The organism is Streptomyces sp. WAC03905 (assembly GCF_057371075.1).
In genome coordinates, this window is the sequence record NZ_JBXYDZ010000003.1 from 4,318,239 (window position 1) to 4,342,624 (window position 24,386).

Sequence of the window (24,386 nt, forward strand, 5' to 3'; positions counted from 1 at the left end):
CCGCGGGCGCGGCTCCCCCATTTCGCTTGCCCCCCGAACGGGAGCTTTCCTCCATGCGCGTGCAGCTGAAGGCCGTCCGGCACCTGCGCGGAGTGCAGTCGGTGGCGCAGGACGCACGGGGGACCGCGCCCCGGCGCCAGGCTTCGACGCCATCGGCGACGGCCGCAACAGCGCGGACTGCAACGGCCACGGCACGCACGTCGCCCTCGGCTGCGACGGCAAGGGCCCCTGGTCGGGGATCATCGCGGGCCTGGACTGGGTGGAGGACGTCATCCAGAACCTCAGCGGCAGCGGCCCCGACAAGCTGTTGTTCACCAAGGGTCTGTGATGGAGCCGGGTCACAGGCTGGCGAGGAACGCCTCCCAGGCGGGCCCGCCGAAGGTGAGGTGGGGCCCACCGGGCACCTTTGAGTCCCGGACCGGCACCAGTGCGCCGGCGCCGGCCTCGCCGTGGGTGGACTTCCGCCAGGTGGCCATCTCCAGGCAGTTGCCGCCATCGCCGCCGCTGTAACTGGACTTGTGCCACGTGGCCGCTGACACGTCGTACTCAGGCATGGTGGTCACGTTCGTACTCCTCCGCCACGGACTCGATCAGGGCCAACGACATGCGTGGTGAAAGCGCACTGGCCGTGAGCAGATCGTAGGTCAGGGTGTGGCGCCCGACCGTGGCTGGATCGTCGAACAACTGGCCCAAGCCGATGCCGTCGACGTAGACGAGTGGGGGAGCGTCCTCGAAGGTCATCAGCTTGAGCGAGCCATCCAGGCCGGCGTGAGCACCCGCGCTGAACGGCAGCACTTGCACGATGACCCGGTGCGACCGGATCAGGGTTGCCACATGCCGCAGGGCCTCAGCCAGCACCGTCTTGTTCTCTCCCACCCGACGGAGAACCGCCTCGTCGAGGACGCACCACAACAGTGGGGTAGTTGGATCACTCAGTAGCGCGGCTCGCGCAAGGCGGGTTTCGACGAGCTCGTCGATGACAGTCTCGGGAGCGGTGGGCTGGTACGCGCGGAAGACCTCCCGTGCGTACGCCTCCGTCTGGAGCAGGCCGGGGATCAGCTGGGGCGCGTACTCGCGGATGGCCTTCGCCAGAGCCTCCGCTTCGGCCGCGGCGGCGAAGTGGTCCGGGTACTTGGACTTGGCCGCCGCGCCGCAGTTGCGGACGAAGAAGCCGTTCGTGCTGAGGATGTCGTCCATCTGGCGCGCGAACTCGATGTGCATCCGGCGCGTGCCCGCTTCGAGCTGGCCGATGAACGAGCCGCTCACGAAGAGCGGTTCGCCCAACTCGGCCTGGCTGAGCCCCGCCGCTTCGCGGGCCACGCGCAGTTCGGCGCCGAGCAGGGCGCGGGGTGAGGAGGACGGGTCGAGGTTCTTACCTGCCATGGCAACTCCAAGGCCAACAGGTGGGGTTGTTCTCGGTGCTTCCTTGAAAGGCTAGCCAGCTGATCACCACTCTGTGTGCAGAACCTGACCACTCAGAGTAGAAAGGTGACATGTCATGGTGCTCACCCCCACGGAACGGATCCGGGCGGCCGAGGAGGCCGTACGGGAACTGAAAGAGGCCCTCGACGGGGTGGGCGTCGTGTTCCCCTCCCTGGGCGTGGAACGGGTCTCGGCGGCCGGCACGTACGGGCTGCCGCTCATCGACCTCGGGCGCTGCAATCTGGACACCGCGCTCCGGCTGGCCGCCGTGCTCCATGAGCGGGCCCATCCATGAGCGACTGCGACCGGCCCCGGGTGGAGGCGGCGCTGGAGGGGTTCTTCGAGGTGGCCCGGAGCTGGGAGTTCGAGCTGGCCTGGAAGCTGTGCTGGCTGGAGAAGGACTTCGCCGACGCCGGGTGGCAGGGCGGGCCGCCGGCTCCTCCGCCGCCGGGGTGGCAGCGGTTCACGCTGGTCCACGGCGCTGTCGGCGATCCGCGCCACGACGCGCTCCGGGCGCGGCCGCCGCAGGGCTGCGTGGTGGACGAGTCCGAGGGCTGTTTCACGCTGCGCTGCGAACGGCCCGGCGGGCGGCTGCTGGACGCCGTCGCCGCGACGTGCGCCGAGATCCGGGACGAGCACGGGCTGCTGATGTCCGGGCTGGGAGCCGACGGCTCCGGCGACCGGGGCGCGCTGGACCTCGGGCGGCTGCTGCTGATGGCGGCCGACCGCGGGCCGCTCGTCGGCTACTCGGTGGACGACCTGGCCCGCTTCCTGCGGGCGGCGGGCGGGGCGGACGATGCCGGAGCGTGAGGGGTGCACCCGGTAGCCGGGTCGGGCGGGGGCGCTACGGGGACGTGTCCGTGCGCAGGCGGGCGTGGAGGTGTTCGTCGTGCCAGCCGTCCGCGTGGAGGAGGGCGCCGCGCATGGTGCCCTCCAGCGGGAAGCCGGCCTTCGTCGCCACGGCGCAGGAGGCCGGGTTGGCGACGGAGTGCGTGATGCGGAGGCGGTGCAGGCCGAGGTCGTCGAAGACCCAGCGGGCCAGCCGGTCGGCGGCCCCGACCGTCACGCCGCTGCCGCGGCCCGCGGGCAGCAGCCAGTAGATGATTTCGCCGCTGCCGCCCGCCAGGTCGATGTCGGCCAGGCCGATCAGCCCGACGGCCCGGCCGCCTTCGGGGGCCATGGCCCAGGTCCCGGACCTTTCGGCCTGCCAGCGTTCGTGCCAGAGGGCGATGCGGGCCTCGGCCCCGGCCGGGTCGAGGCGGCTCGGGCGGTTCCAGTGCCGGACGTCCGGGTCGCCGTGGGCCGCGACGAGCGCGGGGGCGTCGTCAGCGGTCCAGGGGCGCACGCGCATCCCGCCCGGCAGAGCGAACTCCGGCTGCCGCAGTGCGCGCATCCGGCCGGCGGGGACCACGGGAGGTATGGCGTCGATCATGATCCGATGATGCCGGTCGTTCCGCGGAAACGGGCGAGGAGCGCGCGGGACGCGGGGCTGCCCGCGTCGAAGAACTGCGTCGCCCGGGCGGGTGCGACGGACGGGCCGTGCAGGCGGACCTCGTGGCAGCCGAAGCAGAACTGCGCCTCGAACAGGGCGAGCGTGAGGGTGGCTTCGTAGGCGCGGACGGCCCAGCCGGGGTGGAAGCCGCAGCGGTGCTGTTCGCTTCCCGGCAGGGACGCGATCAGCGCCAGGGCGGATTCCGCCTCGGCCGCGGCCCAGTGGCCCACGGGGTCGCCGGTGAAGGGGCGGCCGGGACGCGTGGGCGGCGCCGTGAGGCGTACGACCTCGATGAGGGCGGTGGCGGCGACGGCCTCGGTGGGGAGCTCCATGCCCGCAGCATCCCCGCCGGAGCGGGGGTCAGGCCAGGGCCGGTTCCTTCGGGGGGCCGGGCACCGCGTCCGGAGCGTCCGGGGCGGGGTCGCTGTTGAGGTCGGTCAGCATCCGGCGGGTGAAGCCGAAGAAGTAGGTGGCGGCGAAGCCGACGAGGTAGCCGGTCAGCAGGCCGCCCGCGTAGATCGCGACGGTGACGCCCAGGCTCGAACTGCCGTCCAGCAGGGGGAAGAGGGCCCAGCCGGAGGGGCCGATGGCGGTGGAGCCGAAGGCGATGCCGAGCTGGTTGAAGAGGCCGACGAAGGCGCCGCCGGCCGCGCCGCCGACGCAGGCGGTGACGAAGGGGCGGCCGAGCGGCAGGGAGACGCCGTAGATCAGCGGTTCGCCGACGCCGAGGAAGCCCGCCGGGAGGGCGGACTTGATCGTGGCGCGCAGCGAGCCGTTGCGCGGGAGACGGCAGTGGACGGCGATGGCCGCGCCGACCTGGCCCGCGCCCGCCATGGCCAGGATCGGCAGCAGGACGGTGTGGCCGGACTGCTCGATGAGGGTGGTGTGGATGGGGATCAGCGCCTGGTGCAGGCCGAGCATCACCAGCGGCAGGAACAGCCCGCCCAGGACCAGACCCGCGAACGCGCCGCCGACGGACAGCAGCCGGTCGGCGAAGGTGCCGATGGCGGCGGAGGCCTCACCGGCGAGGAACATCAGGCCGAAGAGAGTGACCAGGCCCGTGATCAGGACGGTGAGGGTAGGGGTGACCAGGACGTCCAGGGACTCCGGGACCAGGCGCCGGCAGCGCTTCTCCACGTACACGGCGAGCAGGGCGGCGGCGAGCGCACCGAGGACGCCGCCCTGGCCGGGCCTGAGCTCCGTCCCGAAGGCGGTGATCTTCGCGACGCCGGGGAAGACGATGATGGCGGCGACCGCACCGCCCAGGATCGGGGTGCCGCCGAACTCCTTGGCGGTGTTGTATCCGACGAACACCGCGATCAGCGACATGAATCCGGACGCGATGGCGGCGAGTGCGGGGACCACGCCCGGCAGCCAACCCAGGTTCATGAGCAGGCCGTTCAGGCCCGCGATGATGCCGCAGCCGATGAGGGCCGGGATCAGCGGGACGAAGATGTTCGCGATGCGGCGCAGCATCAGCTTGAAGGGGGTGGCGTTGCGTGCCCTCTGCGCCTCCTTCAGGGCCGCGCCCTGCGCCGCGAGTTCGTCGGCGGTGACCGGGTGGGCGGCGGCGGAGGGAGCGGCCTGGCGGCCCTCCTCGACGAGGGCCTCGAACTCCGGGGTGACGCGGGCGACGGCGCCCGGGCCGAGCACGATCTGGTAGGTGTCGTCCTCCACCACGCCCAGCACCGCCGGGAGGGCCCGGAGCGCCGCGTCCTGGACGAGCGAGCGGTCGCGCAGCGAGATGCGCAGGCGGGTCATGCAGTGCGCGATCGAGGTGACGTTGTCCGGGCCGCCGACCAGGGGGAGGATCGCGGCGGCCGTGGCGCGGTTCTTGTCAGTGGACTCAGTGGACTCAGTGGACATGGTCGTGGTCGCCTTGCCGTAGGGGGTGGGGTCAGCGGGTCCGGGCGTGTGCCTCGGCGAGGGCCGCGCGGAGGTGGCCGCGGGAAGCGGCGAGGAGGGCGGCGGCGGTGGGTCCGTCGACCTCGCCGAGGACGACGAGGATGGCGTTCTTGACCTCGCCGCCGGTCGCGGTGAGCGCGGCCTCGATCTCCTCGTCGGGCGCGCCGGTGGCCAGGGCGACGATGCGGCGGGCGCGGGCGCGGAGCTTGTCGTTGGAGGAGCGCATGTCGACCATGAGGTTCCCGTAGGTCTTGCCCAGGCGGATCATGGTGATCGTCGAGATGAGGTTGATGACGAGCTTCTGCGCGGTACCGGCCTTCAGGCGGGTGGAGCCGGTGAGGAGTTCGGGGCCGACGACGACCTCGATGCCGTGGTCGGCGGCGGCGGCGAGCGCGGAGCCGGCGTTGCAGGAGAGGCCGACGGTGAGGGCGCCGCGGTCGCGGGCGGCGGTGACCGCACCGATCGCGTACGGGGTGCGGCCGGAGGCGGAGATGCCGATGACGGTGTCGTCCGGCCCGATGCGCAGCGCGGCGAGGTCCTCGGCGGCCAGCTGCGGGGAGTCCTCGGCGCCCTCGACGGCCTTGACCATGGCGGAGGGGCCGCCCGCGATCAGGCCGACGACGTCGGCGGGGTCGGTGTTGAAGGTGGGCGGGCACTCGCTGGCGTCGAGGACGCCCATCCGGCCGGCGGTGCCGGCGCCGGCGTAGACGAGGCGGCCGCCGCGGGCCATGCGCTCGGCGATCGCGTCGACGGCGGCGGCGATGCGGGGCAGCTGCGCGGCGACGGCGGCCGGGACGGTGGCGTCCTCGGCGTTCATGGTGCGGGCGATGTCGAGGGTGGACAGCCGGTCGATCTCGGCGAGCTCGGGACGGAAGGCCTCGGTGGTCAGCGTCTCCAGCTGGGCGCGGAGCTCGGCGTACGCGGTCATGGCAGGAGCCTCCGGGGCGGCGGGTCTGCGGGTCGGCAGTTCGGCGGTTCGGCGGGGTGTGAGGGTTTCGGCGGCCGGTGCGCCGTGCGGGTCGCCCGCGGGCGGCGCCGGGCTCGTACGGGGCCGGGGCCCGTGCCGGCGGAGTCGGCAGGGTCCGGCCCGCCCGGCGCGGTGTCCGGGTCGGCGTACCCGGGTGCGGGCGGGCCCGGCGGCGCGCCCTGCCCGAGCCGGAAGGGGCGGCCCGGGTCCGGCGGGTCGGAGCGGACTGGGCGGCCGGGGCGGCTGCGGCTGCGGGGCGGGGCCGCAGGCCGGGGGTTGCGTCCCCGGTCACGGGCCGACCGGGCGGAGGTCTCTCTCGGCTCCCTGGTCACGCTCGAACGCTATTTTCAGGCGGGGTGGCGGTCAATCCGCCATTGGGCCCACGAGGAGCGGCCTTCGTCAGCGGCTGTCGACAGGTCCACAATGGGCCCATGGACCGAACGACCCCCCTGGAACAGGCGCTGCACGTCGCCCGCGCACTCGTGCTCGCCGATCTCGCCGCCGGTGAGGTCGCCGATGCCGATGTCGTCTCCCTCGTCGAGGACTCGGTCACGCACCGCCGGTGGTGGGTGGAGCAGTGGCCGGAGGGCGTCGACTACCTGCCCGGGCTCGTCGCCCAGGACGTGCAGGACTCGCTGCTGGAGAAGTACGGGCGCTGGCCGCTGTGCCCGGTCTGCACCCACGGCGATCCGCACGCGCTGGACGTGGAGCCGGAGCTCGGACCCGACCCGCAATGGGTGTGCTCTGAGGCGGGCGTGAGAGTGGCCGCGGTCGGCGGCCTCGGCCCCGTCTTCGGCCTCCGGTGAGCCGTCGGTGACCGTGTACATCGACCCGCCGACCTGGCCGGGTCACGGCCGCATGTGGTCGCACCTGGTCAGCGACGTCTCGTACGGGGAGCTGCACGCTTTCGCGGCGGGCATCGGCTGTCCGCCGCGCGCCTTCGAGCGGGACCACTACGACGTGCCCTCGTACCGCTACGCCGACGCCGTCGCGGCGGGTGCGGTCGAGGTCGGCAGCAAGGAACTCGTCCGCCGCCTCACCGCGGCCGGCCTGCGCCGCCCGAAGGGCCGCCCGGCGGCCTGAATCGTGTCGTCACGGATTCGCGTGGACGGCGGGCGGCCACGCCCCGCGCCGGGGAACGTGCCGACCGCGCTCCGGGCCCGGCGGGCAGGCGCGGAGGGCCCTGCGTCCTACGGCTTCGGCGACGGGGACGTGGCCGGCGACGTCGAGGGTTCCGGGACGGCGTTGGGCTGGGCCGCCTTCGGGAGGGACCAGACGTGCTCCGGGGTCACGATCTTGGTGATCCTGTTGGCGACGAGGGAGCTGAGGTTGCCGAACTTCCCGTCGACGTCGGAGTTCACGACGATCACCAGGGTGGCCCGGTCCTGCGGGAGGCGGACGGCGATGGTCTCGTAGCCGGGCAGCTCGCCGTTGTGCCCGATCCAGCCGTCGATCGAGGCGATGCCGAGGCCGTAGCCCACGTCCGGGTGCCCGGTGGGCAGCATGCGCAGCCGCTGGGCCTGCGTGTCCGGCTCCAGGAGCCGGTCGCCGTCCGGCAGCCGCCCGTCGACCAGGGTCGGGACCCAGCTGTGCAGGTCGTCGATGGTGGAGATCATCGCGCCGGCCGCCCAGCCCCAGGACGGGTTCCACTGGGAGGCGTCGACGGTGGCGCCGTCCGGGGTGAAGTTCGTGTAGCCGTGCACGTACGGGCTGGTGATCTCCGCGCCGGTCGGCAGCGAGGTGGCGTCCAGACCGGCCGGTGCGAGGACGTTCTGCTCCAGGTAGGTGTGCAGGGGCTGCCCGCTGATCTTCTCCACGAGGAGGCCGAGCAGCACGGTGTTGGTGTTGGAGTACTCCCAGCGCGCGCCGGGCGGGAAGTTCGCCGGGTGCCGGAAGGCGATGTCCAGCATTTCCTGCGGCTTCCAGGCGCGGTAGGGGTCGGCCTGGTAGGTCGCCAGCATGCGCGGGTCCTGCGTGTAGTCGTACAGCCCGCTGCGCATGTCGGCGAGCTGCCGGACGGTGATGCGGTCGCCGTCGGGGACCCCGTCGAGATAGGTCGAGATCGGCGCGTCGAGCCGTACCTTCCCTTCGTCGACGAGCTGGAGGACGCCGGTGATGGTGAAGGTCTTGGTGACGCTGCCGATGCGGGTGTGCATGTCGGTCTTGATGGGGGTGCCGGTGGTCTTGTCGGAGGTGCCGAAGGCGCGTACGTAGGACTCGTCGCCGTCGACCCACAGGCCGACGCCCACCCCGGGGATGCCGGCCTCGCGCATGGCCGCGGTGATCGCGTCGTCGAGCTGCTCGGCGACCACGTCGTCGATGCCGACCCGGTCCGGCGGGGCGGCCGCGGGGGCCTGGCCCGCGCACAGCGCGGTCAGCAGGAGGGAGGCGGCGGCCACGACGGTGGGCGTGCGGTACCGGCCCATGCAGGATCACCTCTGACGCACGTCCCCGAGCGGTCTGCGGATCCCCGAGCCGACCTTTCCATCGTAGGAACCGGGCTCCGCGGCGGCGACCGGGACCGGGCGCGGCGCCCCGCGGACATCGCCCGCGCGAGGGAGTCCGCGCACCGGAGCCCGTGTTCCGGGCCGCCGGTGGCGGGGACGGTCCCAGGACCCAAGACACGAGCGGGAAAGGACCACACCCAACCCCACCCCACCCGCCCCGGGCACACGCTCACTCGGGCGGGTGAAAAATGGCAACTCGGCTGGCTTCGGGGCGGGTTGCCTGATCTACGCTCAGCGCGACGGACCCACCCACCACTGACATACGACGGCCCCCGCCGGGACTGCAATCCCGGGGCGGGGGCCTGACCACCGAGGAAGACAGCCCTTCCTGATGGATACCCAGAACACTAGCGTGCGCCCGCCCGCCCAGTCCCGTAACGGCGTGGAAAACCACCCGTCCCGGGGCACCCGCCCGCACACCCGCTCCGGTGGTGTCGTCCACGACAACGCCCGCCACACCAGCCGCTTCACGGTGATCGGCAACCACCTCGCCCAGCATGCCGAACTGTCGCTGCTGGCCATCGGCCTGGCCGTCCACATCCAGTCCCTGCCCACCGGTGCGTCCATCGACATCCGGACCCTCGCGGCCCGCTTCCCCGAGGGGAAGACCCGGATCGCCGCCGCCCTGCGCGAACTGGAGGCCCACGGCTACCTGCGCCGCACCTGTGAGCGCACGAGCAGCGGCCGCGTCGTCACCCGCACCGTCTCCTGCAACCAGCCGGGCCGCTCCGGGGCCGGGGACGGTGCGGGGCGCGGGGCCGGGGAGGGTACGGGGCGCGGTGCCGGGGAGGGTGCGGGGCGCGGTGCCGGGGACGGACCGGAGCCGCCGAAGCCGCGGCCCCGCCGCCCCGCCCGCCGGGGGGACGAGTCGCCGCGCCGCTCCCTCCCCGCCGTGCCGCAGCCCGCGTACCCGACCCCGGACCTGCTCGGGTCCGCCGTCGAGGTCCTAGCCGGGCTCCGCCGCGCGGACCCGCGCCTCCTGCTCTCCGCCGAGGAGGTCGACCACCTCGCGCCCGGAGTGGCGGCCTGGCTGGAGCGGGACGTGCCGCCGGGCGCTGTGCACCACGCCCTGACGGCGGGCCTTCCGCAGGAGCCCCTGCGCCGCCCGGCCGCCCTGCTGGCCCACCGGCTGGCCGCCCAGCTCCCGCCCGTCCCTCCGTACAGCGCCCCGGCGGCGCCGGACACCGTCAGACACCCGCTGCGGACCTGCGAGGTCTGCGACCGCGCCTTCCGCGCGGCCGTCCCCGGCCGCTGCCGCGGCTGTCTGACCGGGTCGCCGGAGGCCACGGCCCACCTCCCGGGCTGAACCAGCCCGCCCGTCCGCCGGGACCGCCCGCATGCGGTGGCCGGCAGGGCTTCGGCTCCCTCTCGGCGCGCCGCCCCTTCGCCTGTTGCGGGCCGTGACGTGCGTGCGATGAAGGAACTGGTGTGCGAAGAATTCCGCAGAACGGCTGTTACGTGAGCGGCTGGGCCGGGCGGGTGAGGCGGCGGAGAAGTGCGCCCCGTGGTGCGCCGGAGCGCGTCGACCCGGATGTCCGGTTTGCGGGGCGGATGGATGTAGCGGTCAGTGAATGTCAGGGGCACGTTCGGGTGGAATGGGTGCAGTGTCCAGGCGACTGTGACGGATATGTCCGTGTCCGGTAACCGGCGTCGGTGGGGGCTGCGGCGGGGCTCGTGCCGGGTCGAGAGTGTGGCCCTCGGCTCAACCGGGCCGACACCGAAAGCGCCTTCACCACCGTGTTTCGGCTGGTGGAGGGCTGTCCTTGAGGGGCGCCATCCATGTCTTCCGCTTCTTCCTCCGTACGCCGTATCGCCGCCACCGTCCTGGCCGCCGGCGCGATCGTCTCCGCCGCCGCGCTGCCGGCGGCCGCCCATGACGGCGACCGCCACCACCAGCAGCGGCCGCGGGTGGAGATCAGCCGGGTCCAGGCCGACAGCCCCGGACGCGAGGACCGCTCGAACCGCTCCCTCAACGCGGAGTGGGTGGAGATCCGCAACACCACCCGCAACCCGATCAACCTCCGCGGCTGGACCCTGCGCGACAGCGACGGCAACCGCTACCGCTTCAACAACGTCCGCATCGGCGCCCGTGACACCATCCGCATCCACTCCGGCAACGGCCGCGACACCCGCACGGACCTCTTCCAGGACCGCCGCGACTACGTGTGGGACAACCGCTCCGACACCGCCACCCTGCGCGACGACCGCGGCCGCACCGTCGACACCGAGTCCTGGGGCCGTCGTCGCTGACCTGCCGCGCGCGGGCCGGGCACCCATGCCGGAGGGCCTGCGCGACCTGACCCACCACCCGTAGCCGGACCAGGCGGTCACCGCCGCCGACCGGCCGCGAGCACGGGCCGTCGCCCCGACCGGGCGGCGGCCCGCACTGCTGCCCCCACCGGGAGGCGCCGTGCCGAAGTCCAGGAGGACGTGCAACGTGCCCTTCGCCGCCGCTACGGCGGCCCGAGCCGCCCCGCCCCGTCAGGCGCGGGCGGGGGTTTCGGCGGGGAGGGGGGATCCGCTGCCGGCGACCACGCGGTTCGTGCGCGGCGGCGTACGGCGGTCCAGGCGCAGGGCGGTCACGGCGAGGCCGATCGCGGTCAGCGTCATGGCGGCACCCGCCCAGGCGGTCGCGGAGAAGCCCAGGCCGGCGTCGATGACGGTGCCGCCGAGCCAGGGGCCACCGGTGTTGCCGAGGTTGAAGGCGGCCGTGGTGGTCGCTCCGGCCAGGGTCGGGGCGGCGCCGGCCACGTTGAACATGCGGGCGTTGAGCGCCGGGGCGGTGAAGAACGCCGAGACGCCCAGCAGGAAGGACAGCGCGATCGCGGCGACGGCGACCGGGGCCAGCAGGGCGAGCACGGTCAGGAAGACGGTGGAGGCGGTGATGCCCCAGATCATCACGCCGAACAGGTGGGCGTCGGCGACCCTGCCGCCGATGGTGGTGCCGACGAGCGCACCGATGCCGAAGAGGCCGAGGATCCACGGGACCCACTGCGAGTCCAGCCCGGCCACGTCCGTCAGCAGCGGCGAGAGGTAGCTGAAGGCGCAGAAGACGCCGCCCGCGCCCAGCGCGGTGATGCCGATCGCGAGCCACACCTGCCGGTCGCCGTAGATGCGCAGCTCGCGGCGGAGCGTCGGCCGTTCGGCGGGCAGCGGGATCCGGGGGATCAGCGCGAGGATGCCGACGAGCGCGACGGCCGAGGCCGCGGCGACGGACCAGAAGGCGGAGCGCCAGCCCAGGTGCTCGCCGAGGAACGCGCCGGCCGGGACGCCGAGGACGTTGGCGATGGACAGCCCGCCGATCATCACGGCCATCGCGCGGGCGTGCTGGTCCTTGTCGACCATGGCGATGGCGACGGCCGCGCCGACGGCCCAGAAGCCGGCGCAGGCGAAGGCCGCGACCACGCGGGAGGCGAAGAGGAGCGCGTAGGACGGAGCCAGCGCGCCGGCCACCTGTCCGAGGCCGAAGACGCTGATCAGGGCGATGAGAGTGGTGCGGCGGGGGAGGCGGAGGGTGGCCACGGCCAGCAGGGGCGCGCCGATGACCATGCCGATGGCGAAGGCGGATATGAGCAGGCCCGCCTGCGGGATGCTGACGCCCATGTCGTCGGCGATCGGCGGCAGCAGCCCGGAGAGCATGAACTCGCTGGTGCCGAGTGCGAAGACGGACAGGCCGAGGACGTAGACGGCGACGGGCATGCGGGGGCGTGCGGGGGCTTCGGGCATGACTGTCATCAACCGGCGCGAACGCGATCGAATTCCCCCGGGTGTGTCATTCCCGTGTCGGTGTCGTCAGGGTGGCCAGCTCGGCGGTGAGGTTCGCGCGGGCCGGGGACTCCCAGTGCTCCGTGCCGTGGGGGGTGCGGAAGAGCCGCGGCAGGTCGAGGAGCCGGCGCAGGACGGCGGCGCGGCCGGTGCGGAAGGCGTCGTCGGGTACGAAGCCGTACTCCTCGCGGACGGCGGCGGCGTAGGCGGCGTACGCCTGCGCGGAGCCGGCCAGCACGCCCAGGTCGGCGTCGCAGAGCACTTCGCCGTCGGTGTCGCCGGGGGCGGGGTCGTGGGTGACGGTGAGCCGGACCAGCCGGGCCACCTCGGCGGTGCGGGCGGCGTCGACGCCCAGCTCGGGCAGGGCCCGCTCGGCCAGGGCGGCGCTGCGTTCCTCGTTCTCGGAGCGGTCGGGACGGTAGACGGCGTCGTGGAACCAGGCGGCGAGCCGGACGGCGGCGGGGTCGGCGGCGTACGGGGCCAGGACGTCGATCCGCGCGAGTACGTCGGCCAGGTGCCTGGTGGTGTGATAGCGGCGCTGCGGCTCCGCCCAGGCGGCGAGGAGGCGGTCGGCGTAGGGGTCGGGATCGCGGTCGGCGGGGGCGCCGGCCTCGGCGACGGTGGCCCGCCAGCGGGCGCGGAGGACCGTCGTGTCGGTGTGCGGGGTGCCTATGTCCATGCGCACATTGTGGGGGTGGCGTGATTGTGCTGGTGGAGCCCGGCCGGGGGAACGTACCCTGGATATTGGACTAGACCTCTTTTGTGTGGCTTCTCGAAGGATGGGATCGAATGAGCAACCGTGCGCTCCTGGAGGTGATCGCCCTCGACGTGGAGGACGCGGTCGCGGCCCAGGCCGGTGGGGCCGACCGACTGGAGCTGGTCACCGACATGGCCGCCGACGGGCTCACCCCGGCGCGCGAGACGTTCGCGGCGATCCGGGCGGCGGTGGACATCCCGCTGCGCGTGATGATCCGCAAGGCGGACGGCTTCGCCGCGGGAGACGTGTCCGTCCTGGCCGCGACGGCGCGCCTGCTGCGGGCGGAGGGGGCGGAGGAGTTCGTCCTGGGCTTCCTGGACGCGGACGGCAGTCCCGACCTGGCCGCCGTCGAGGCGGTCGTGGCGGAGCTGGGCGGCTGCCCGTGGACCTTCCACCGGGCGATCGACCGGGCCGCGGACCGGGACCAGCTGCGCAAGGCGCTGGCCGACCTGCCGGGTCTGGACACCTATCTGACGGCGGGCTCGGCGGACGGGGTCGACCGGGGCCTGGCGGTGCTGCTCGCGGAGGCACGGCGGGGCGGCGAGCCGGGGTACGGGCCGCGGATCCTCGTCGGCGGCGGCCTGACGCTCGCGCACCTGCCGGTGCTCAGGGCGGGCGGGGTGGACGCCTTCCACATCGGCGGCGCGGCGCGCCCCGAAGGATGGGACGGGCCGGTCTCGGCGGCGGCCGTCGCCGAGTGGCGGGCGGTGCTGGACGGTTCCGGGGCTGCCTGCCCCGGCCCCGCCGCGGCGTAGGCCCGGGCCCCGCGGCCCCGCCGGCGAGCGCGGGGCGGGGTCCGGGGCGGGGCCGGCGCATCCGGCCCCGCCCCGGGCGCGCCGGCGTTCGAGGCGCGGGGCGGGCCCCGGAAGGCCCGGCCGGAGGCCGGGGGGCGCTTGCGCGGCGGCGCCGCGCGGCATGCGGCACCGGGCCCCGGGCGGCGGGGCCGGTCAGGCCAGGGCCGCGGGGAGGGGACCGGCGTGGAGGGCCGTGAGGCCCGAGACGGCTCGGGTGAGGCAGACGTACAGGCGGCGCAGCCCGGTCCGCTCGTCCGGCTCGCCGTCCACGATCGCCGCCGGCTCGTCCAGGACCACGTAGTCGTACTCCAGGCCCTTGGCCAGCGACGCCGGGACCAGCGTCAGGCGGGACTCGGCGGTCGTCTCCTCGCCGGGGGACAGGTACGGCAGGTCCGCCGCCAGCAGGGCCTCGGCCAGGGCGGGGATGCGGGCGTCCGCCGCGATCAGGCCGATCGAGCCCTCGTGCGCCAGGGACGCGCGGCAGGCACCGACCACCGCTGCGTCGAGGTCCGTGACCTCGGCGATCCGCAACGACCCCGGGGTCTCGCGGACCGAGGAGACCGGGGCCAGGCCCGGAGAGATCTCCGGCAGGAGGCGGGACGCGTAGGCGATCACCTCGCGCGGCACGCGGAAGCCGGCGGTCAGCTCCTCCAGCACCGCCTGCGGCTTGCCCAGGTGCGTCAGCGCCTCGTCCCAGCTGCGCGTGGCCCACGGGGTGGTGCCCTGGGCGAGGTCGCCCAGGACCGTCGCCGAGCCGGTCGTGCAGCGCCGTCCCACCGCCCGGTACTGCATGGGGGAGAGGTCCTGCGCCTCGTCGAGGACGACGTGGCCGAGCGAGTGGGTCCGTTCCACCAGGTCGGCGGCCTCGTCGATGAGGACCAGGTCCGCCGCCGACCACTTCGCCGACTTCACGCTGCGGTACGGCTTGGGCCACAGCAGGAGCTTCTGCTCGTCCGCCGTCAGGACGTCCTGCGCGTGGGCGGCGAGGAACTCCGGGTCGGAGAGCAGCCGCAGGACCAGCTTGGCCGGGTCGACGGGCGGCCAGACCTCCTTGACCGCCGCCTTCACCGCAGCGTTGCGGGCGACGGCGTCCTGGACCCGGTCGTCGGGGGCCTCGCCGGCCTGTTCCATGCGGACCAGGACGGCGTGCGCGATGCGCTGCGGGAGGGCGTCGCGGGCGGCGCCGTAGCGGATGTCGCGGTTCTGCAGCTCCTCGACCATCTCCTCCAGCTCGTACGCCGGTACGCGCCAGCGGCGCGAACCGCGGACCACCACCAGCGGTTCCGAGGGCCGGCCGACGTGGGAGCGGACCGCGCGGCGCAGCACCTCCGCCATGCGGGCGTCGCCCTTGACGACGGCGGTCCCCGCCGGGTCGGCGCCGCGCACCTCCAGGCCCTCGCGGGCGACGAGGTCGTCGACGGTGGCCTGCTTGACCTCCAGCTCGCCCAGGGCCGGGAGGACCTGCTCGATGTAGTGCAGGAAGGAACGGTTCGGTCCGATGACGAGGGTGCCGGTGCGGGCGAGGCGCTCGCGGTGCGCGTAGAGCAGGTACGCCACCCGGTGCAGGCCGACGGCGGTCTTGCCGGTGCCGGGGCCTCCCTGCACGCAGACGGAGCCGGACAGGCCGGAGCGGACGATCTCGTCCTGTTCGGGCTGGATCGTCGCGACGATGTCGCGCATGGGGCCGACGCGCGGGCGCTCGATCTCCTGCTGGAGCAGCTTGCTGACGGCGGCCGCCTCGGCGGGGTCGGAAAGGTGCTCGTCCTCGTACGCGGTGAGGTCGCCGCCGGTGTAGCCGAAGCGGCGGCGCAGGGCGATGTCCTGCGGGTCCTTCTTGGAGGCCCGGTAGAACGGCTGGGAGACGGGTGCGCGCCAGTCGATGACCATCGGGTCGCCGTCGGCGTCGTGGACGTGGCGGCGGCCGATGTAGAACTGCTCGCCGTCCGCGCCCTCGGCGAGATCGGCGCCGGGGGCGCGGAGGTAGTCGAGGCGGCCGAAGAAGAGGGGGGTGTGGGCGAGGTCGGCGAGGGCCTTGATGCGGTCGTCGATCTGGGCCTGGAGGACGATCGCGTTGACCCAGTTCGCGGTGACGTCGCGGATGTCGAGGGCCTCGACGTCCTCGCGCATGGCGCGCAGGGCGGAGCGGGAGGCGGCGAGGTGGGCCCGTTCGCGGCCGAGCGGGTCGGCGGCCGGGGTCGCGGCGTCGGGGGTGGTGTCGGGGGCGTGCGCGGGCACGGGTCTGCCTCCAGCGGCTGGTACGGAACAGATGCCCCCGGTTTCCGGCCGGCGGGCGGCTCTCCCCGATGAGGCGGTGGGAGGCGGCAAGAGCGGAGATTGTAGCCAGCGGGGCGCGCCCGCGCGAACGGTTTCCCCGGGCCGGAAAACCCCTGCCGGGTGGGACCTCCGTACGGGTGTCGTACTCGGGAGTGTCAGACCTTCGGGACAGGCCCCGGGGGGTTCTGTGCGACGTGAGGAGGAGGCGGGAGGCGTGGGGATTGGCTCTGCAGAGCGATGTGGATCGGCCGGCGGCGGCGCACCATGGATTCATGAGCACCGCAACCTTCACCCCCCTTCAGGGCGGCCGCCCGAGCGGCGCCACCGCCATCTCCGGCTCCACCCCCCGCCACCGGCTCGGCAGCATGCTGCGCGCCGCGAAGGTGTACGCGGCGGCCGCGGTGAGCGTCGTCGTGCTGGGCGAGTACGCCGAGGACGCGGGCGTCATACGCCGCTGAGGGCCCGGCCTCGGCCCGCTGCGGCCCTCCCCTGGCCCGCCCCCGACCTCGGCCCGCTCCGGCTCGTCCCTCGGGTCAGGCGCCGATCGCCTGGTAGACCGTGGTCCAGAAGTCGTGGATGAGCTGCGCCGGAGCCGCGGTGGTCAGCCCGACCTGCGTGAGCAGGACGCCGGTGATGCCGTTCTCCGGGTCGGCGTAGGCAGAGGTGCCGGTCCCGCCGTCCCAGCCGAACTGGCCGAGGGGCGCGTAGTCGCCGCGGTAGGTGCGCACCGCCATTCCGAAGCCCCAGCCGCCCTGCTGCCCCTGGCCGAAGGACACCTGGACGGCGCCCCGGGCGAGCGCCGACCGGGCGGCTTCCTGCTCGGGGGTGAGGCGGTTGGTGGTCATCAGCTCGACGGCGGGCCGGGACAGGACCCGCTCGGTGCCGTGCATGCCGTGGTTCAGCAGCATCCGGAAGTAGGCGTGGTAGTCGTCGACGGTGGAGACGAGTCCGCCGCCGCCCGCCTGGAAGGCCACGGGCGCGCTGTACTGTCCGGTCCTCGCCTCGTCCCAGACGGTGAACTCGCCGGTCTGCGGGTCGGGCGCGTAGCAGGGGGGCAGCCGGTCGATCTTGTCGGCGGGCACGTGGAAGCCGGTGTCCTCCATCCCGAGCGGATCGAGGACGCGCTCGCGCAGGAAGGTCTCGAACGGCCGGCCCGTGACCCGTGCGACGAGCACGCCGAGCACGTCGTGGCTGAGGTGGTACTGCCAGTGCTCGCCGGGCTGGCGCATCAGCGGCAGCGCGCCGAGGCGGCGCATCCACTCGTCCGGCTCGGGCAGCGGTGTGACGCCCTGGCTGAAGACGCCGCTCTCGAAGACCGCGTTCATGATCGGGGCGCCCAGTGCGGTCAGGTCGATGCCGAGGCCGAAGGTGGAGGTCATCAGGTCCCGGACCGTGATGGGGCGCCGTGCCGGCTCGGTCTCGTCGATCGGGCCGTCGATCCGCTTCAGGACCCGGCGGTCGGCGAGTTCGGGCAGCCACTGGTCGACCGGGTCGTCCAGGCGGAGTCGGCAGTCGTCGAGGAGGGCCATCGAAGCCGCCATGGTGACCGGCTTGGACGTCGACGCCATCCGGAAGATCGTGTCCCGGGTCATCGGGGCTCCGCCGTCGTGGCGCATCGTCCCGACGGCCTCGACGTGGGTCTGTCCGCCGCGGCCGACCAGGGCGACCACGCCGGGGATCCTCCCGGAGTCGACGTGCCGCGTCAGCACGTCGCGCACCTTGCGCAGTCCCGCTTCGGAGAAGCCGCCGTTGCCCCTGTCCATGATGAATCTCCCCGTGGTCGTTGTTCGGCATTTGCTGAACGATGTCGAAGCTACATTGCGTTTCTGAATCGGTCAACGGAATGGAGAGGGGTAAGTGCCCGTTTTTCCGGAGCGATCCGGGCTGTCGTTGCAATGAATGTGAAGCTGAATGCAATGCCCGGGTGGGCATTGCATTGCAATGAGCTGGAGGTGAACGCGTGCGGCCGGGGTGTCGGGGCGACTGATCCACTAGGGTCACGCGCGTGACCTTGAGCCCCACCTCCGGCCGTGCGCCGTCGTCCTTCGCCGGAGTGCTGGTGACGGGCTCGATGCTCGTGCTGGGCGTCCTGTGCATCGCGCTGCGCGTCCCGGTGGCCGACGCACTCGTGGAGGGCCTCTCCGCCGCCGAATGGCATCCGCCCGCCGCGTACCCGCCGTTCGCGGCGATCGCGTTCACGCCCGCCGCATGGCTGCCGGCCGGGTTACTGAAGGCCGTGCTCGTCCTCGGCAACGCCGCCCTGCTCGCCCTGCTGATCTCCCTGTCCTGCCGCCTCGCGGGGCTGCGGGCCAGGACCGGGCCCGTCCTGGCCGCCACCATCGCCGGGCTCTGGCTGGAGCCGCTGTTCCAGGCCCCGCTGCCCGGTCAGATCAACCTCGCCCTCGCCTGCCTGGTCCTGTGGGACCTCGGCCGCTCCGGCGCCGCCCTCGGCAAGGGCTTCGCGGTGGGTGTCGCCGCCGGAATCACCCTGACCCCGGCGGTCCTCGTCCTCTACCTGCTGGCCACCCGCCGGGTGCGGGCCGGGCTGACGGCGCTGGCCGCGCTCGCCGGCACCGCGCTGCTCGGCCGGCTGGTCCTCCCCGAGGAGTCCGCCGCGTTCTGGTCCCGGCACCTGGCCACCACCGGGCGCGCCCTCGTGCTGGACGGGCCCGGCCTGTGGGTGTGGTGCGTCCCGCTGCTCACCGTGCTCGTCGCACGGGCCCGGACGGCCCGCGGCGGAGCCGTCCGCCGCCGGTCGGTCAGTCGTTGGCCAGCAGCTCGTCGGCGTCCATGATCCGGTAGGCGTAGCCCTGCTCGGCCAGGAACCGCTGGCGGTGCGCCGCGAAGTCCTGGTCGATCGTGTCGCGCGCGACGACCGAGTAGAAGCGCGCCTCGTGGCCGTCCGCCTTCGGGCGCAGGACACGGCCCAGGCGCTGCGCCTCCTCCTGGCGCGAGCCGAAGGTGCCCGACACCTGGATGGCGACGGTGGCCTCCGGCAGGTCGATGGAGAAGTTGGCGACCTTGGAGACGACCAGCACGCTGATCTCGCCCTCGCGGAAGGCGTCGAAGAGCTTCTCGCGCTGCGCGTTGGAGGTCTCGCCCTTGATGACGGGCGCGTCGAGGTGCTCGCCCAGCTCGTCGAGCTGGTCGATGTACTGGCCGATGACGAGGGTCTGCTCACCCTTGTGCTTGCGCACCAGCGCCTCGGTGACCTTCCGCTTCGTCGCCGTCGTCGCGCAGAAGCGGTACTTCTCCTCCGTCTCGGCGGTCGCGTAGGCGAGCCGCTCCGACTCGGTCAGGTTGACCCGGACTTCCACGCAGTCGGCGGGCGCGATGTAGCCCTGCGCCTCGATCTCCTTCCACGGGGCGTCGAACCGCTTCGGCCCGATGAGCGAGAAGACGTCCGACTCCCGGCCGTCCTCGCGCACCAGCGTGGCCGTCAGCCCCAGCCGGCGCCGCGCCTGCAGGTCCGCGGTGAACTTGAAGACCGGCGCGGGCAGCAGGTGCACCTCGTCGTAGACGATCAGGCCCCAGTCCCGGGAGTCGAACAGCTCCAGGTGCGGGTAGACGCCCTTCCGCTTGGTCGTCAGGACCTGGTACGTGGCGATCGTGACCGGCCGGATCTCCTTGCGGGTGCCGGAGTACTCGCCGATCTCGTCCTCCGTCAGCGACGTCCGCCTGACCAGCTCGTGCTTCCACTGGCGGGCCGACACGGTGTTCGTCACCAGGATCAGCGTGGTAGCCCTGGCCTTCGCCATCGCGCCCGCGCCGACCAGCGTCTTCCCGGCGCCGCAGGGCAGTACGACCACTCCGGATCCGCCGTGCCAGAAGCCCTCGACGGCCTGCTGCTGGTACGGGCGCAGCGCCCAGCCGTCCTCGGCCAGGTCGATCGGGTGCGCCTCGCCGTCGACGTAGCCCGCGAGGTCCTCGGCCGGCCAGCCCAGCTTGAGCAGCGTCTGCTTGATCTGCCCGCGCTCGGAGGGGTGCACGGCCACCGTGTCCGCGTCGAGCCGCGCCCCGACCAGCGGGGTGATCTTCTTCGACCGCAGGATCTCCTCCAGCACCGGCCGGTCGGTGCTGGTCAGCACCAGGCCGTGCACGGGGTGCTTGGAGAGGGTGAGGCGGCCGTAGCGGGCCATGGTCTCGGCGACGTCGACGAGCAGGGCGTGCGGCACCGGGTAGCGGGAGTACTCCACGAGCGCGTCGACGACCTGCTCGGCGTCGTGCCCGGCGGCCCGGGCGTTCCACAGCCCGAGCGGGGTGATCCGGTAGGTGTGGATGTGCTCGGGCGCCCGTTCCAGCTCGGCGAACGGGGCGATGGCGCGGCGCGCCGCTCCGGCGAGCTCGTGGTCGACCTCGAGCAGGAGGGTCTTGTCGCTCTGGACGATTAGTGGACCATTCACGCGCGGCGCCCCGTTTCACTCAGGTCAAACCTCCAGTGTGCCGTACGGCGCCGGAGCTGGGAACACGGCGCTTCGCCGTGCCGCGCACCTTCGCCGGACCACGCGCCCAGGTGGGACGGGGCGGGCCGGGGGCCGAACGGGTCGGAGACGGGGGGTGACGACGTTGCGGCCGGATGATCGCCGAGGGGCGACATAGGGTGGCCGTCGCTCCCAGGCGACGACGTAGGACCGGACGCTCCTGACGAACGGGAACCCCATGACGCAAGCACGCCACGACCGCTCGCTCCTCTTCGGCTCCTCGGTCCCCGCCCACACGCCCGTCCACGACATCGGCCTGCTCGTCCTCCGGCTCGTCGTCGGCCTGTCGATGGCGGGGCACGGCACGATGAAGCTCTTCGGCTGGTTCGGCGGCCCGGGACTCACCGCGACCGGCAAGGGCTTCACCATGGCCGGCTACCCCGCCGGGGACGCCATGGCCGTCATCGCCGGGCTCTCCGAGACCCTCGGCGGCCTCGGACTCGCCCTCGGTCTGCTCACCCCGCTCGCCGGGGCGGCCCTGACGGGCGTCTTCATCAACATCCTCGACGTCCGGGGCTTCGCCGCCTACTTCCCGCCCAAGGGCATCGAGCTGGAGGTCGTGCTGTTCGCCGCGGTCATCGCCCTCACGCTCACCGGGCCCGGCCGCTACGCCGTCGACCACTACCTCCCGGTGCTGCGCGCGTCACGGCCCCGCTACCGCGTCCTCGCCCTGCTGGCGGGTGCCGTCGTCGGGTTCGCCGTCCTGCTCGTCCGCGACTGACGGCTCACGCCCCGATGTGCGGCAGCGGCCCCGACGGGTAGGGCGTCTCCACCGGCAGCAGGGCGCGCGCCGCGCCGGCCTCGCCCGCCCGGAGCAGGTCGTGGACGTCCCGCGCCAGCGGGGTCACATCGCGGATGGAAACCGTCCACTCGTCGGCGTACGCCCGCGAGGCCGGGCCCGACAGGCCCAGCTGGAGCGAGCGGTACGGCAGCGGGTTCAGGTGCAGATCGCGCTCGGGGTCCCACTGCACGCGGGCGGGCGCCCGGCGCAGCGACTCCTGCCAGGCCGCCCGGTCGGGGTGCACGCCCGGCTCGTAGTGCGACAGGCAGGCTGCGCGCAGTGCCCGGTCGAAGCCGTCTCGGGTGATCTCGACGGCCAGCACCGTCTCCTGGTCGGTCTTGGTGGCCCAGCCGCAGCGGTACATCATCCACAGGAACGACGGCTTGATCCACGTCATCCGCTCGCGCTTCCAGGCGGGCGGGAAGCGGTTGTCGCGGGCCGCGGGGAGGCCGAGGCGCGGGGCGTAGGCCTGGTAGACGGTGACGGTGGTGTCGGTGTGGGCGGCGCGGATCCCGCGGTGCGGTACGGATGGCATGGCCTCAGCGTCGTGGGCGGCGGGGGCGCGCCGCCAGCCGTTTTCCGTGCGGGTGCGGGTGCGGGTGCGGGTGCGGGTGCGGGTGCGGCGTCGTGGGCGGGGGCGCCGCCCCCGGACCCCCGCGCCTCAAGCGCCGGCGGGGCTGGAGGTGCCGGGGCTGGAGGTGCCGGTGGGGCGGGTGGTCAGGGGCGGGTGGTCAGGGGCGGGTGGTCAGGGTCAGAGGTGGTCCTCGGCCAGTTCCGCCACGCCCGTCACGCGGTGCAGGGCGTACGTGCGGACCTCGTCCGCCGTGTGGTCGTAGCCCGTGACGAAGCCGCCCTCGACCCGGACCGGGGCGATGACCCGCTGGCTCGCCGCGCCGTCCGCGTTCACGTAGCCGATCCACACCGCCGAGCCGGTCAGCGCCGCCGCCTGCACCGTCGCCAGGGTCTCCGCCGCGCTCGTGCGCGGCAGTTCGCCCGGCACCCCCGCCGCCGGCGCGGGCTCCTTGCGGACCGCCGTCGCCGCGAGGTCGCCCGCACGGATCGCCCGTACGGCCGCCCCCAGCAGCGTCGCGTCCGGCACCGGCGGGCCGTCCGGCACCGGGACCGGCGCCGACCGGGCCGGGGTGCGGTGGGCGTCGGCCCGCGCCACCAGGACGTCGCCGGTCCCCGACTCCGCCGCCGGCGCGTACCCCATCGCCCGCAACCCCTCCAGCAGCGCGGTGGGTTCGGCCCGCGCGGCCAGCACCGTCGGGGCCAGCCGTCGCAGCCCCAGCCCCGCCGAGCGCTTGTCCGCGAGGATCTCGCCCAGCATCGCGTCGTCGTCGCAGCGCACGTACGAGGAGGCCGCACCGACCCGCAGGTGCCCGTGCCGCCGCGCCACGTCGTCGATCAGGTACGCCAGCGGCTGCGGAACCGGCGTACGGCTGTGCTCCTTGAGGAAGGCGTGCAGGTCCGCGGCGGCATGACCGGCGTCCAGCGCCCGCCGCACCGAGCCCGGCGTGAACCGGTACACCGTCGCCCCGCCCTTGGACTCCACGTCCGCCAGCACGGCCAGGGTGTCCGCGAGCGGGCGGCGCAGCGGTCCCGGAGCCACCGCCGTCAGGTCGGCCTGCAGCAGGACGTGGTCCACCGGTTCCGGCAGCAGCGGCGCCAGCAGCGGCGCCGGGTCCCGGTGCTCCAGCAGGGCCCGCCCCGGCCCGGACAGCGCGCCCCGCCCGGTCACGCCGAGGACCTCGGCCTCGGTCAGCGCCCAGCCCGCGAGCCGGGCCCGCAGGTCGCTCGCCGTGCGGACGGGCCGCTCCCACGCCAGCCGCGCCAGCACCGCCTCGGGGTCGGGCGAGCCGCCCTCCGGCAGGTCCGCCAGGAGTTCCAGGACGCGCCGGCGCACCTCGGGCGCGGCGGAGCGGTCCAGTTCGGGGCCGAGCGCCGACAGCGTGCGCCCCTTCGCGTCCTGCTCGCCGACCAGGCCGGCGGTACGGGTGGCCGGGAGCCAGGCCGCCACCAGCACCGACCACCGCTCGGCGGGCGGCAGTTCGCGCCAGTCGTCGAAGGCCGGGGTCGGCGCGTACCGCTCGTCCGCCTCTCCGTCGCTGGCCAGCAGCCCGGCCGCGTAGGCGAGTTCGATCCAGAACGCCGCCGACGCCTCGGTGGTGTCCAGGCCGGCCGCGGCCCGCTTCAGGTCCCGTACGGACAGCCCGCCCGCCCGGAGCACCGGCGGACCGGTGTGCTCCCAGGACTTCACCAGTTCCTCGACGGTGGCCAGCGCGGCCAGCGCCTGCCCGGCGGCGTTCGCGTCCACAAGCTGTGGACGGTGCTCGCGGTGCGCGGGTACCGCCGGAGCCACGGGCGAGGTGTCCCGGTGCGCCAGCCCGCCGCGCAGGTGGAGCGCCACCTCGCGGGGCAGGACCACGGTCCGCGCCGTCGCGGGCAGCAGCAGCCCCCGGTCGCGCAGCCAGCGCACCGGCGGCGCGGGGTTCGGGGTCACCTCCCCGTACGGCGGCCCCCACACCAGCCGCCCCAGCACCTGGTGCGCCTCCGCCGGGGCCTCGTCCAGCAGCGCCGACATCCGCTCCGGGTCGGTGAACAGCCCGGTCAACGCCGTGACCGCGGACACCGGGTCGTGCGTGGCGGGCAGCCCGGCCGCCGCCACGATCTCCTGCACCCGGGTCGGCGACATCCCGGCCGTGGCCTCGGCGACGGTCGGTCCGAGCCCCGTCGGCGAAGGGCGTTGGGCGGACGGCGCGAGCAGCTCGCGGGCGGTGCGCACCAGGCGCAGCCGGTCCTCGTCGCCCCACACCAGGGCCTGGTCGCGCAGGGTGGCCAGGGCCCGGGGGAGCGCGGCGCGGGCCCGATCGTCCTCGCCGCCGGTCAGCAGCCCCTCCAGTACCGGGTACGGGCACGGGTCCGGGGCCACGGCGAGGGCCTCCGCCGTCTGCAGCGTGAACCGGTCCAGGCGTTCCAGCGCCCGCACCACCGACGCCCGGGTCCCGGCGCGCGTCGCGAGCTGGGTGACGTCACCTGGCACCGGGTTCAGCAGGTCGGGCCGGGAGTGCAGCAGGGCGGAGAGCGCGGCGTCGTCGCGGGCGCGCAGCGCCTCGGCGAGGGAACGCGGGGAGGTGGCCCCGGTCCCGCTCTCCGGAGCTGCCGCAGCAGTGTTTGGCTCGGGCACAGTCGCCTCCCGGTCGCGTCGGCCGGTCACGTCGGCCGGTCCCCATCCGGCCAA

Annotated in this window: 24 protein-coding genes and 1 pseudogene; 11 read left to right on the top strand and 14 right to left on the bottom strand. The window is 74.1% G+C overall.

Annotated elements, in window-relative coordinates; translation table 11 throughout:
- Positions 1 to 139: 139 nt before the first annotated feature.
- Positions 140 to 262, top strand: a pseudogene (locus AC2RP6_RS22135) (S8 family peptidase); the annotation flags it as partial.
- Between the two features lie 76 nt (positions 263 to 338).
- On the opposite strand, the gene AC2RP6_RS22140 reads toward AC2RP6_RS22135, so the two are convergent.
- Both AC2RP6_RS22140 and AC2RP6_RS22145 read right to left on the bottom strand, forming a co-directional pair.
- Positions 339 to 554, bottom strand: coding sequence for a DUF397 domain-containing protein (locus tag AC2RP6_RS22140; RefSeq protein WP_486450403.1), 216 nt, complete (start codon positions 552 to 554; stop codon positions 339 to 341).
- The gene (locus tag AC2RP6_RS22145) at positions 547 to 1,383 is read right to left on the bottom strand and encodes a helix-turn-helix domain-containing protein (RefSeq protein WP_486447747.1); all 837 of its coding nucleotides are present in this window, start codon (positions 1,381 to 1,383) and stop codon (positions 547 to 549) included. The genes AC2RP6_RS22140 and AC2RP6_RS22145 overlap by 8 nt, the downstream gene beginning before the upstream one ends.
- Positions 1,384 to 1,498: 115 nt before the next feature.
- Here AC2RP6_RS22145 and AC2RP6_RS22150 point away from each other — a divergent pair, with 115 nt between their 5' ends.
- Both AC2RP6_RS22150 and AC2RP6_RS22155 read left to right on the top strand, forming a co-directional pair.
- The gene (locus AC2RP6_RS22150) at positions 1,499 to 1,717 is read left to right on the top strand and encodes a hypothetical protein (protein WP_486447748.1); all 219 of its coding nucleotides are present in this window, start codon (positions 1,499 to 1,501) and stop codon (positions 1,715 to 1,717) included.
- Positions 1,714 to 2,232, top strand: a complete 519-nt coding sequence (locus AC2RP6_RS22155) for a hypothetical protein (protein WP_486447749.1) — start codon at positions 1,714 to 1,716, stop codon at positions 2,230 to 2,232. Before AC2RP6_RS22150 ends, AC2RP6_RS22155 begins: the two co-directional genes overlap by 4 nt.
- 34 nt (positions 2,233 to 2,266) lie before the next feature.
- On the opposite strand, the gene AC2RP6_RS22160 is transcribed toward AC2RP6_RS22155, so the two are convergent.
- Genes AC2RP6_RS22160 through murQ form a run of 4 tightly spaced genes read right to left on the bottom strand, consistent with a single transcriptional unit; the run spans position 2,267 to position 5,747 of the window.
- On the bottom strand, positions 2,267 to 2,854 hold the full coding sequence (locus AC2RP6_RS22160; RefSeq protein ID WP_486447750.1) for a GNAT family N-acetyltransferase: 588 nt from the start codon (positions 2,852 to 2,854) through the stop codon (positions 2,267 to 2,269).
- On the bottom strand, positions 2,851 to 3,246 hold the full coding sequence (locus AC2RP6_RS22165; protein WP_486447751.1) for a hypothetical protein: 396 nt from the start codon (positions 3,244 to 3,246) through the stop codon (positions 2,851 to 2,853). Before AC2RP6_RS22165 ends, AC2RP6_RS22160 begins: the two co-directional genes overlap by 4 nt.
- 28 nt (positions 3,247 to 3,274) lie before the next feature.
- Positions 3,275 to 4,780, bottom strand: a complete 1,506-nt coding sequence (locus AC2RP6_RS22170) for a PTS transporter subunit EIIC (protein ID WP_486447752.1) — start codon at positions 4,778 to 4,780, stop codon at positions 3,275 to 3,277.
- A 31-nt stretch (positions 4,781 to 4,811) separates the two neighbouring features.
- Positions 4,812 to 5,747, bottom strand: coding sequence for an N-acetylmuramic acid 6-phosphate etherase (gene murQ, locus AC2RP6_RS22175; protein ID WP_486447753.1), 936 nt, complete (start codon positions 5,745 to 5,747; stop codon positions 4,812 to 4,814).
- 470 nt (positions 5,748 to 6,217) lie between these two features.
- Here murQ and AC2RP6_RS22180 point away from each other — a divergent pair, with 470 nt between their 5' ends.
- Complete coding sequence (locus AC2RP6_RS22180; protein WP_486447754.1) at positions 6,218 to 6,592, top strand: hypothetical protein; 375 nt, start codon at positions 6,218 to 6,220, stop codon at positions 6,590 to 6,592.
- A 7-nt stretch (positions 6,593 to 6,599) separates the two neighbouring features.
- Positions 6,600 to 6,869: a DUF4031 domain-containing protein gene (locus AC2RP6_RS22185; RefSeq protein ID WP_486447755.1), complete on the top strand. Its 270-nt coding sequence runs from the start codon at positions 6,600 to 6,602 to the stop codon at positions 6,867 to 6,869.
- A 107-nt stretch (positions 6,870 to 6,976) separates the two neighbouring features.
- Here the strand turns inward: AC2RP6_RS22185 and AC2RP6_RS22190 are convergent, their stop codons facing one another.
- Positions 6,977 to 8,212 (bottom strand): serine hydrolase domain-containing protein, encoded by a 1,236-nt coding sequence (locus AC2RP6_RS22190; RefSeq protein WP_486447756.1) that lies wholly within the window; start codon positions 8,210 to 8,212, stop codon positions 6,977 to 6,979.
- Between the two features lie 412 nt (positions 8,213 to 8,624).
- On the opposite strand from AC2RP6_RS22190, the gene AC2RP6_RS22195 reads away from it, so the two are divergent.
- Positions 8,625 to 9,599 (top strand): helix-turn-helix domain-containing protein, encoded by a 975-nt coding sequence (locus AC2RP6_RS22195; RefSeq protein ID WP_486447757.1) that lies wholly within the window; start codon positions 8,625 to 8,627, stop codon positions 9,597 to 9,599.
- Positions 9,600 to 10,072: 473 nt separating this feature from the next.
- Positions 10,073 to 10,543 (top strand): lamin tail domain-containing protein, encoded by a 471-nt coding sequence (locus AC2RP6_RS22200; protein WP_486447758.1) that lies wholly within the window; start codon positions 10,073 to 10,075, stop codon positions 10,541 to 10,543.
- 231 nt (positions 10,544 to 10,774) lie between these two features.
- Here AC2RP6_RS22200 and AC2RP6_RS22205 read toward each other — a convergent pair whose 3' ends face one another.
- Complete coding sequence (locus AC2RP6_RS22205) at positions 10,775 to 11,992, bottom strand: Cmx/CmrA family chloramphenicol efflux MFS transporter (protein ID WP_486450404.1); 1,218 nt, start codon at positions 11,990 to 11,992, stop codon at positions 10,775 to 10,777.
- 73 nt (positions 11,993 to 12,065) lie between these two features.
- Entirely contained in the window at positions 12,066 to 12,737 is a 672-nt protein-coding gene (locus AC2RP6_RS22210) for an HD domain-containing protein (RefSeq protein WP_486447759.1), read from the bottom strand.
- A 110-nt stretch (positions 12,738 to 12,847) separates the two neighbouring features.
- Between AC2RP6_RS22210 and AC2RP6_RS22215 the strand changes: the two genes are divergently transcribed.
- On the top strand, positions 12,848 to 13,570 hold the full coding sequence (locus tag AC2RP6_RS22215; protein ID WP_486447760.1) for a copper homeostasis protein CutC: 723 nt from the start codon (positions 12,848 to 12,850) through the stop codon (positions 13,568 to 13,570).
- A 192-nt stretch (positions 13,571 to 13,762) separates the two neighbouring features.
- Here the strand turns inward: AC2RP6_RS22215 and AC2RP6_RS22220 are convergent, their stop codons facing one another.
- Positions 13,763 to 15,844, bottom strand: coding sequence for a HelD family protein (locus tag AC2RP6_RS22220; protein ID WP_486447761.1), 2,082 nt, complete (start codon positions 15,842 to 15,844; stop codon positions 13,763 to 13,765).
- A gap of 311 nt (positions 15,845 to 16,155) precedes the next feature.
- Here AC2RP6_RS22220 and AC2RP6_RS22225 point away from each other — a divergent pair, with 311 nt between their 5' ends.
- Positions 16,156 to 16,341: a hypothetical protein gene (locus AC2RP6_RS22225; RefSeq protein WP_486447762.1), complete on the top strand. Its 186-nt coding sequence runs from the start codon at positions 16,156 to 16,158 to the stop codon at positions 16,339 to 16,341.
- A gap of 75 nt (positions 16,342 to 16,416) precedes the next feature.
- On the opposite strand, the gene AC2RP6_RS22230 is transcribed toward AC2RP6_RS22225, so the two are convergent.
- Positions 16,417 to 17,646, bottom strand: coding sequence for a serine hydrolase domain-containing protein (locus AC2RP6_RS22230; protein ID WP_486447763.1), 1,230 nt, complete (start codon positions 17,644 to 17,646; stop codon positions 16,417 to 16,419).
- Positions 17,647 to 17,888: 242 nt separating this feature from the next.
- On the opposite strand from AC2RP6_RS22230, the gene AC2RP6_RS22235 reads away from it, so the two are divergent.
- A complete protein-coding gene (locus AC2RP6_RS22235) occupies positions 17,889 to 18,677 on the top strand; it encodes a glycosyltransferase 87 family protein (RefSeq protein ID WP_486447764.1) in 789 nt (262 codons plus the stop codon).
- Here AC2RP6_RS22235 and AC2RP6_RS22240 read toward each other — a convergent pair.
- A complete protein-coding gene (locus AC2RP6_RS22240) occupies positions 18,643 to 20,286 on the bottom strand; it encodes a DNA repair helicase XPB (protein ID WP_486447765.1) in 1,644 nt (547 codons plus the stop codon). The genes AC2RP6_RS22235 and AC2RP6_RS22240 overlap by 35 nt on opposite strands.
- Before the next feature lie 256 nt (positions 20,287 to 20,542).
- Here AC2RP6_RS22240 and AC2RP6_RS22245 point away from each other — a divergent pair, with 256 nt between their 5' ends.
- On the top strand, positions 20,543 to 21,085 hold the full coding sequence (locus AC2RP6_RS22245) for a DoxX family protein (protein WP_486447766.1): 543 nt from the start codon (positions 20,543 to 20,545) through the stop codon (positions 21,083 to 21,085).
- Between the two features lie 4 nt (positions 21,086 to 21,089).
- Here AC2RP6_RS22245 and AC2RP6_RS22250 read toward each other — a convergent pair whose 3' ends face one another.
- Entirely contained in the window at positions 21,090 to 21,680 is a 591-nt protein-coding gene (locus AC2RP6_RS22250) for a DUF4291 domain-containing protein (RefSeq protein ID WP_486447767.1), read from the bottom strand.
- A 216-nt stretch (positions 21,681 to 21,896) separates the two neighbouring features.
- Positions 21,897 to 24,332 carry a helicase-associated domain-containing protein gene (locus AC2RP6_RS22255; RefSeq protein ID WP_486447768.1) on the bottom strand — a complete coding sequence of 812 codons (2,436 nt, stop codon included), beginning with the start codon at positions 24,330 to 24,332 and terminating at the stop codon, positions 21,897 to 21,899.
- Positions 24,333 to 24,386 lie beyond the last annotated feature (54 nt).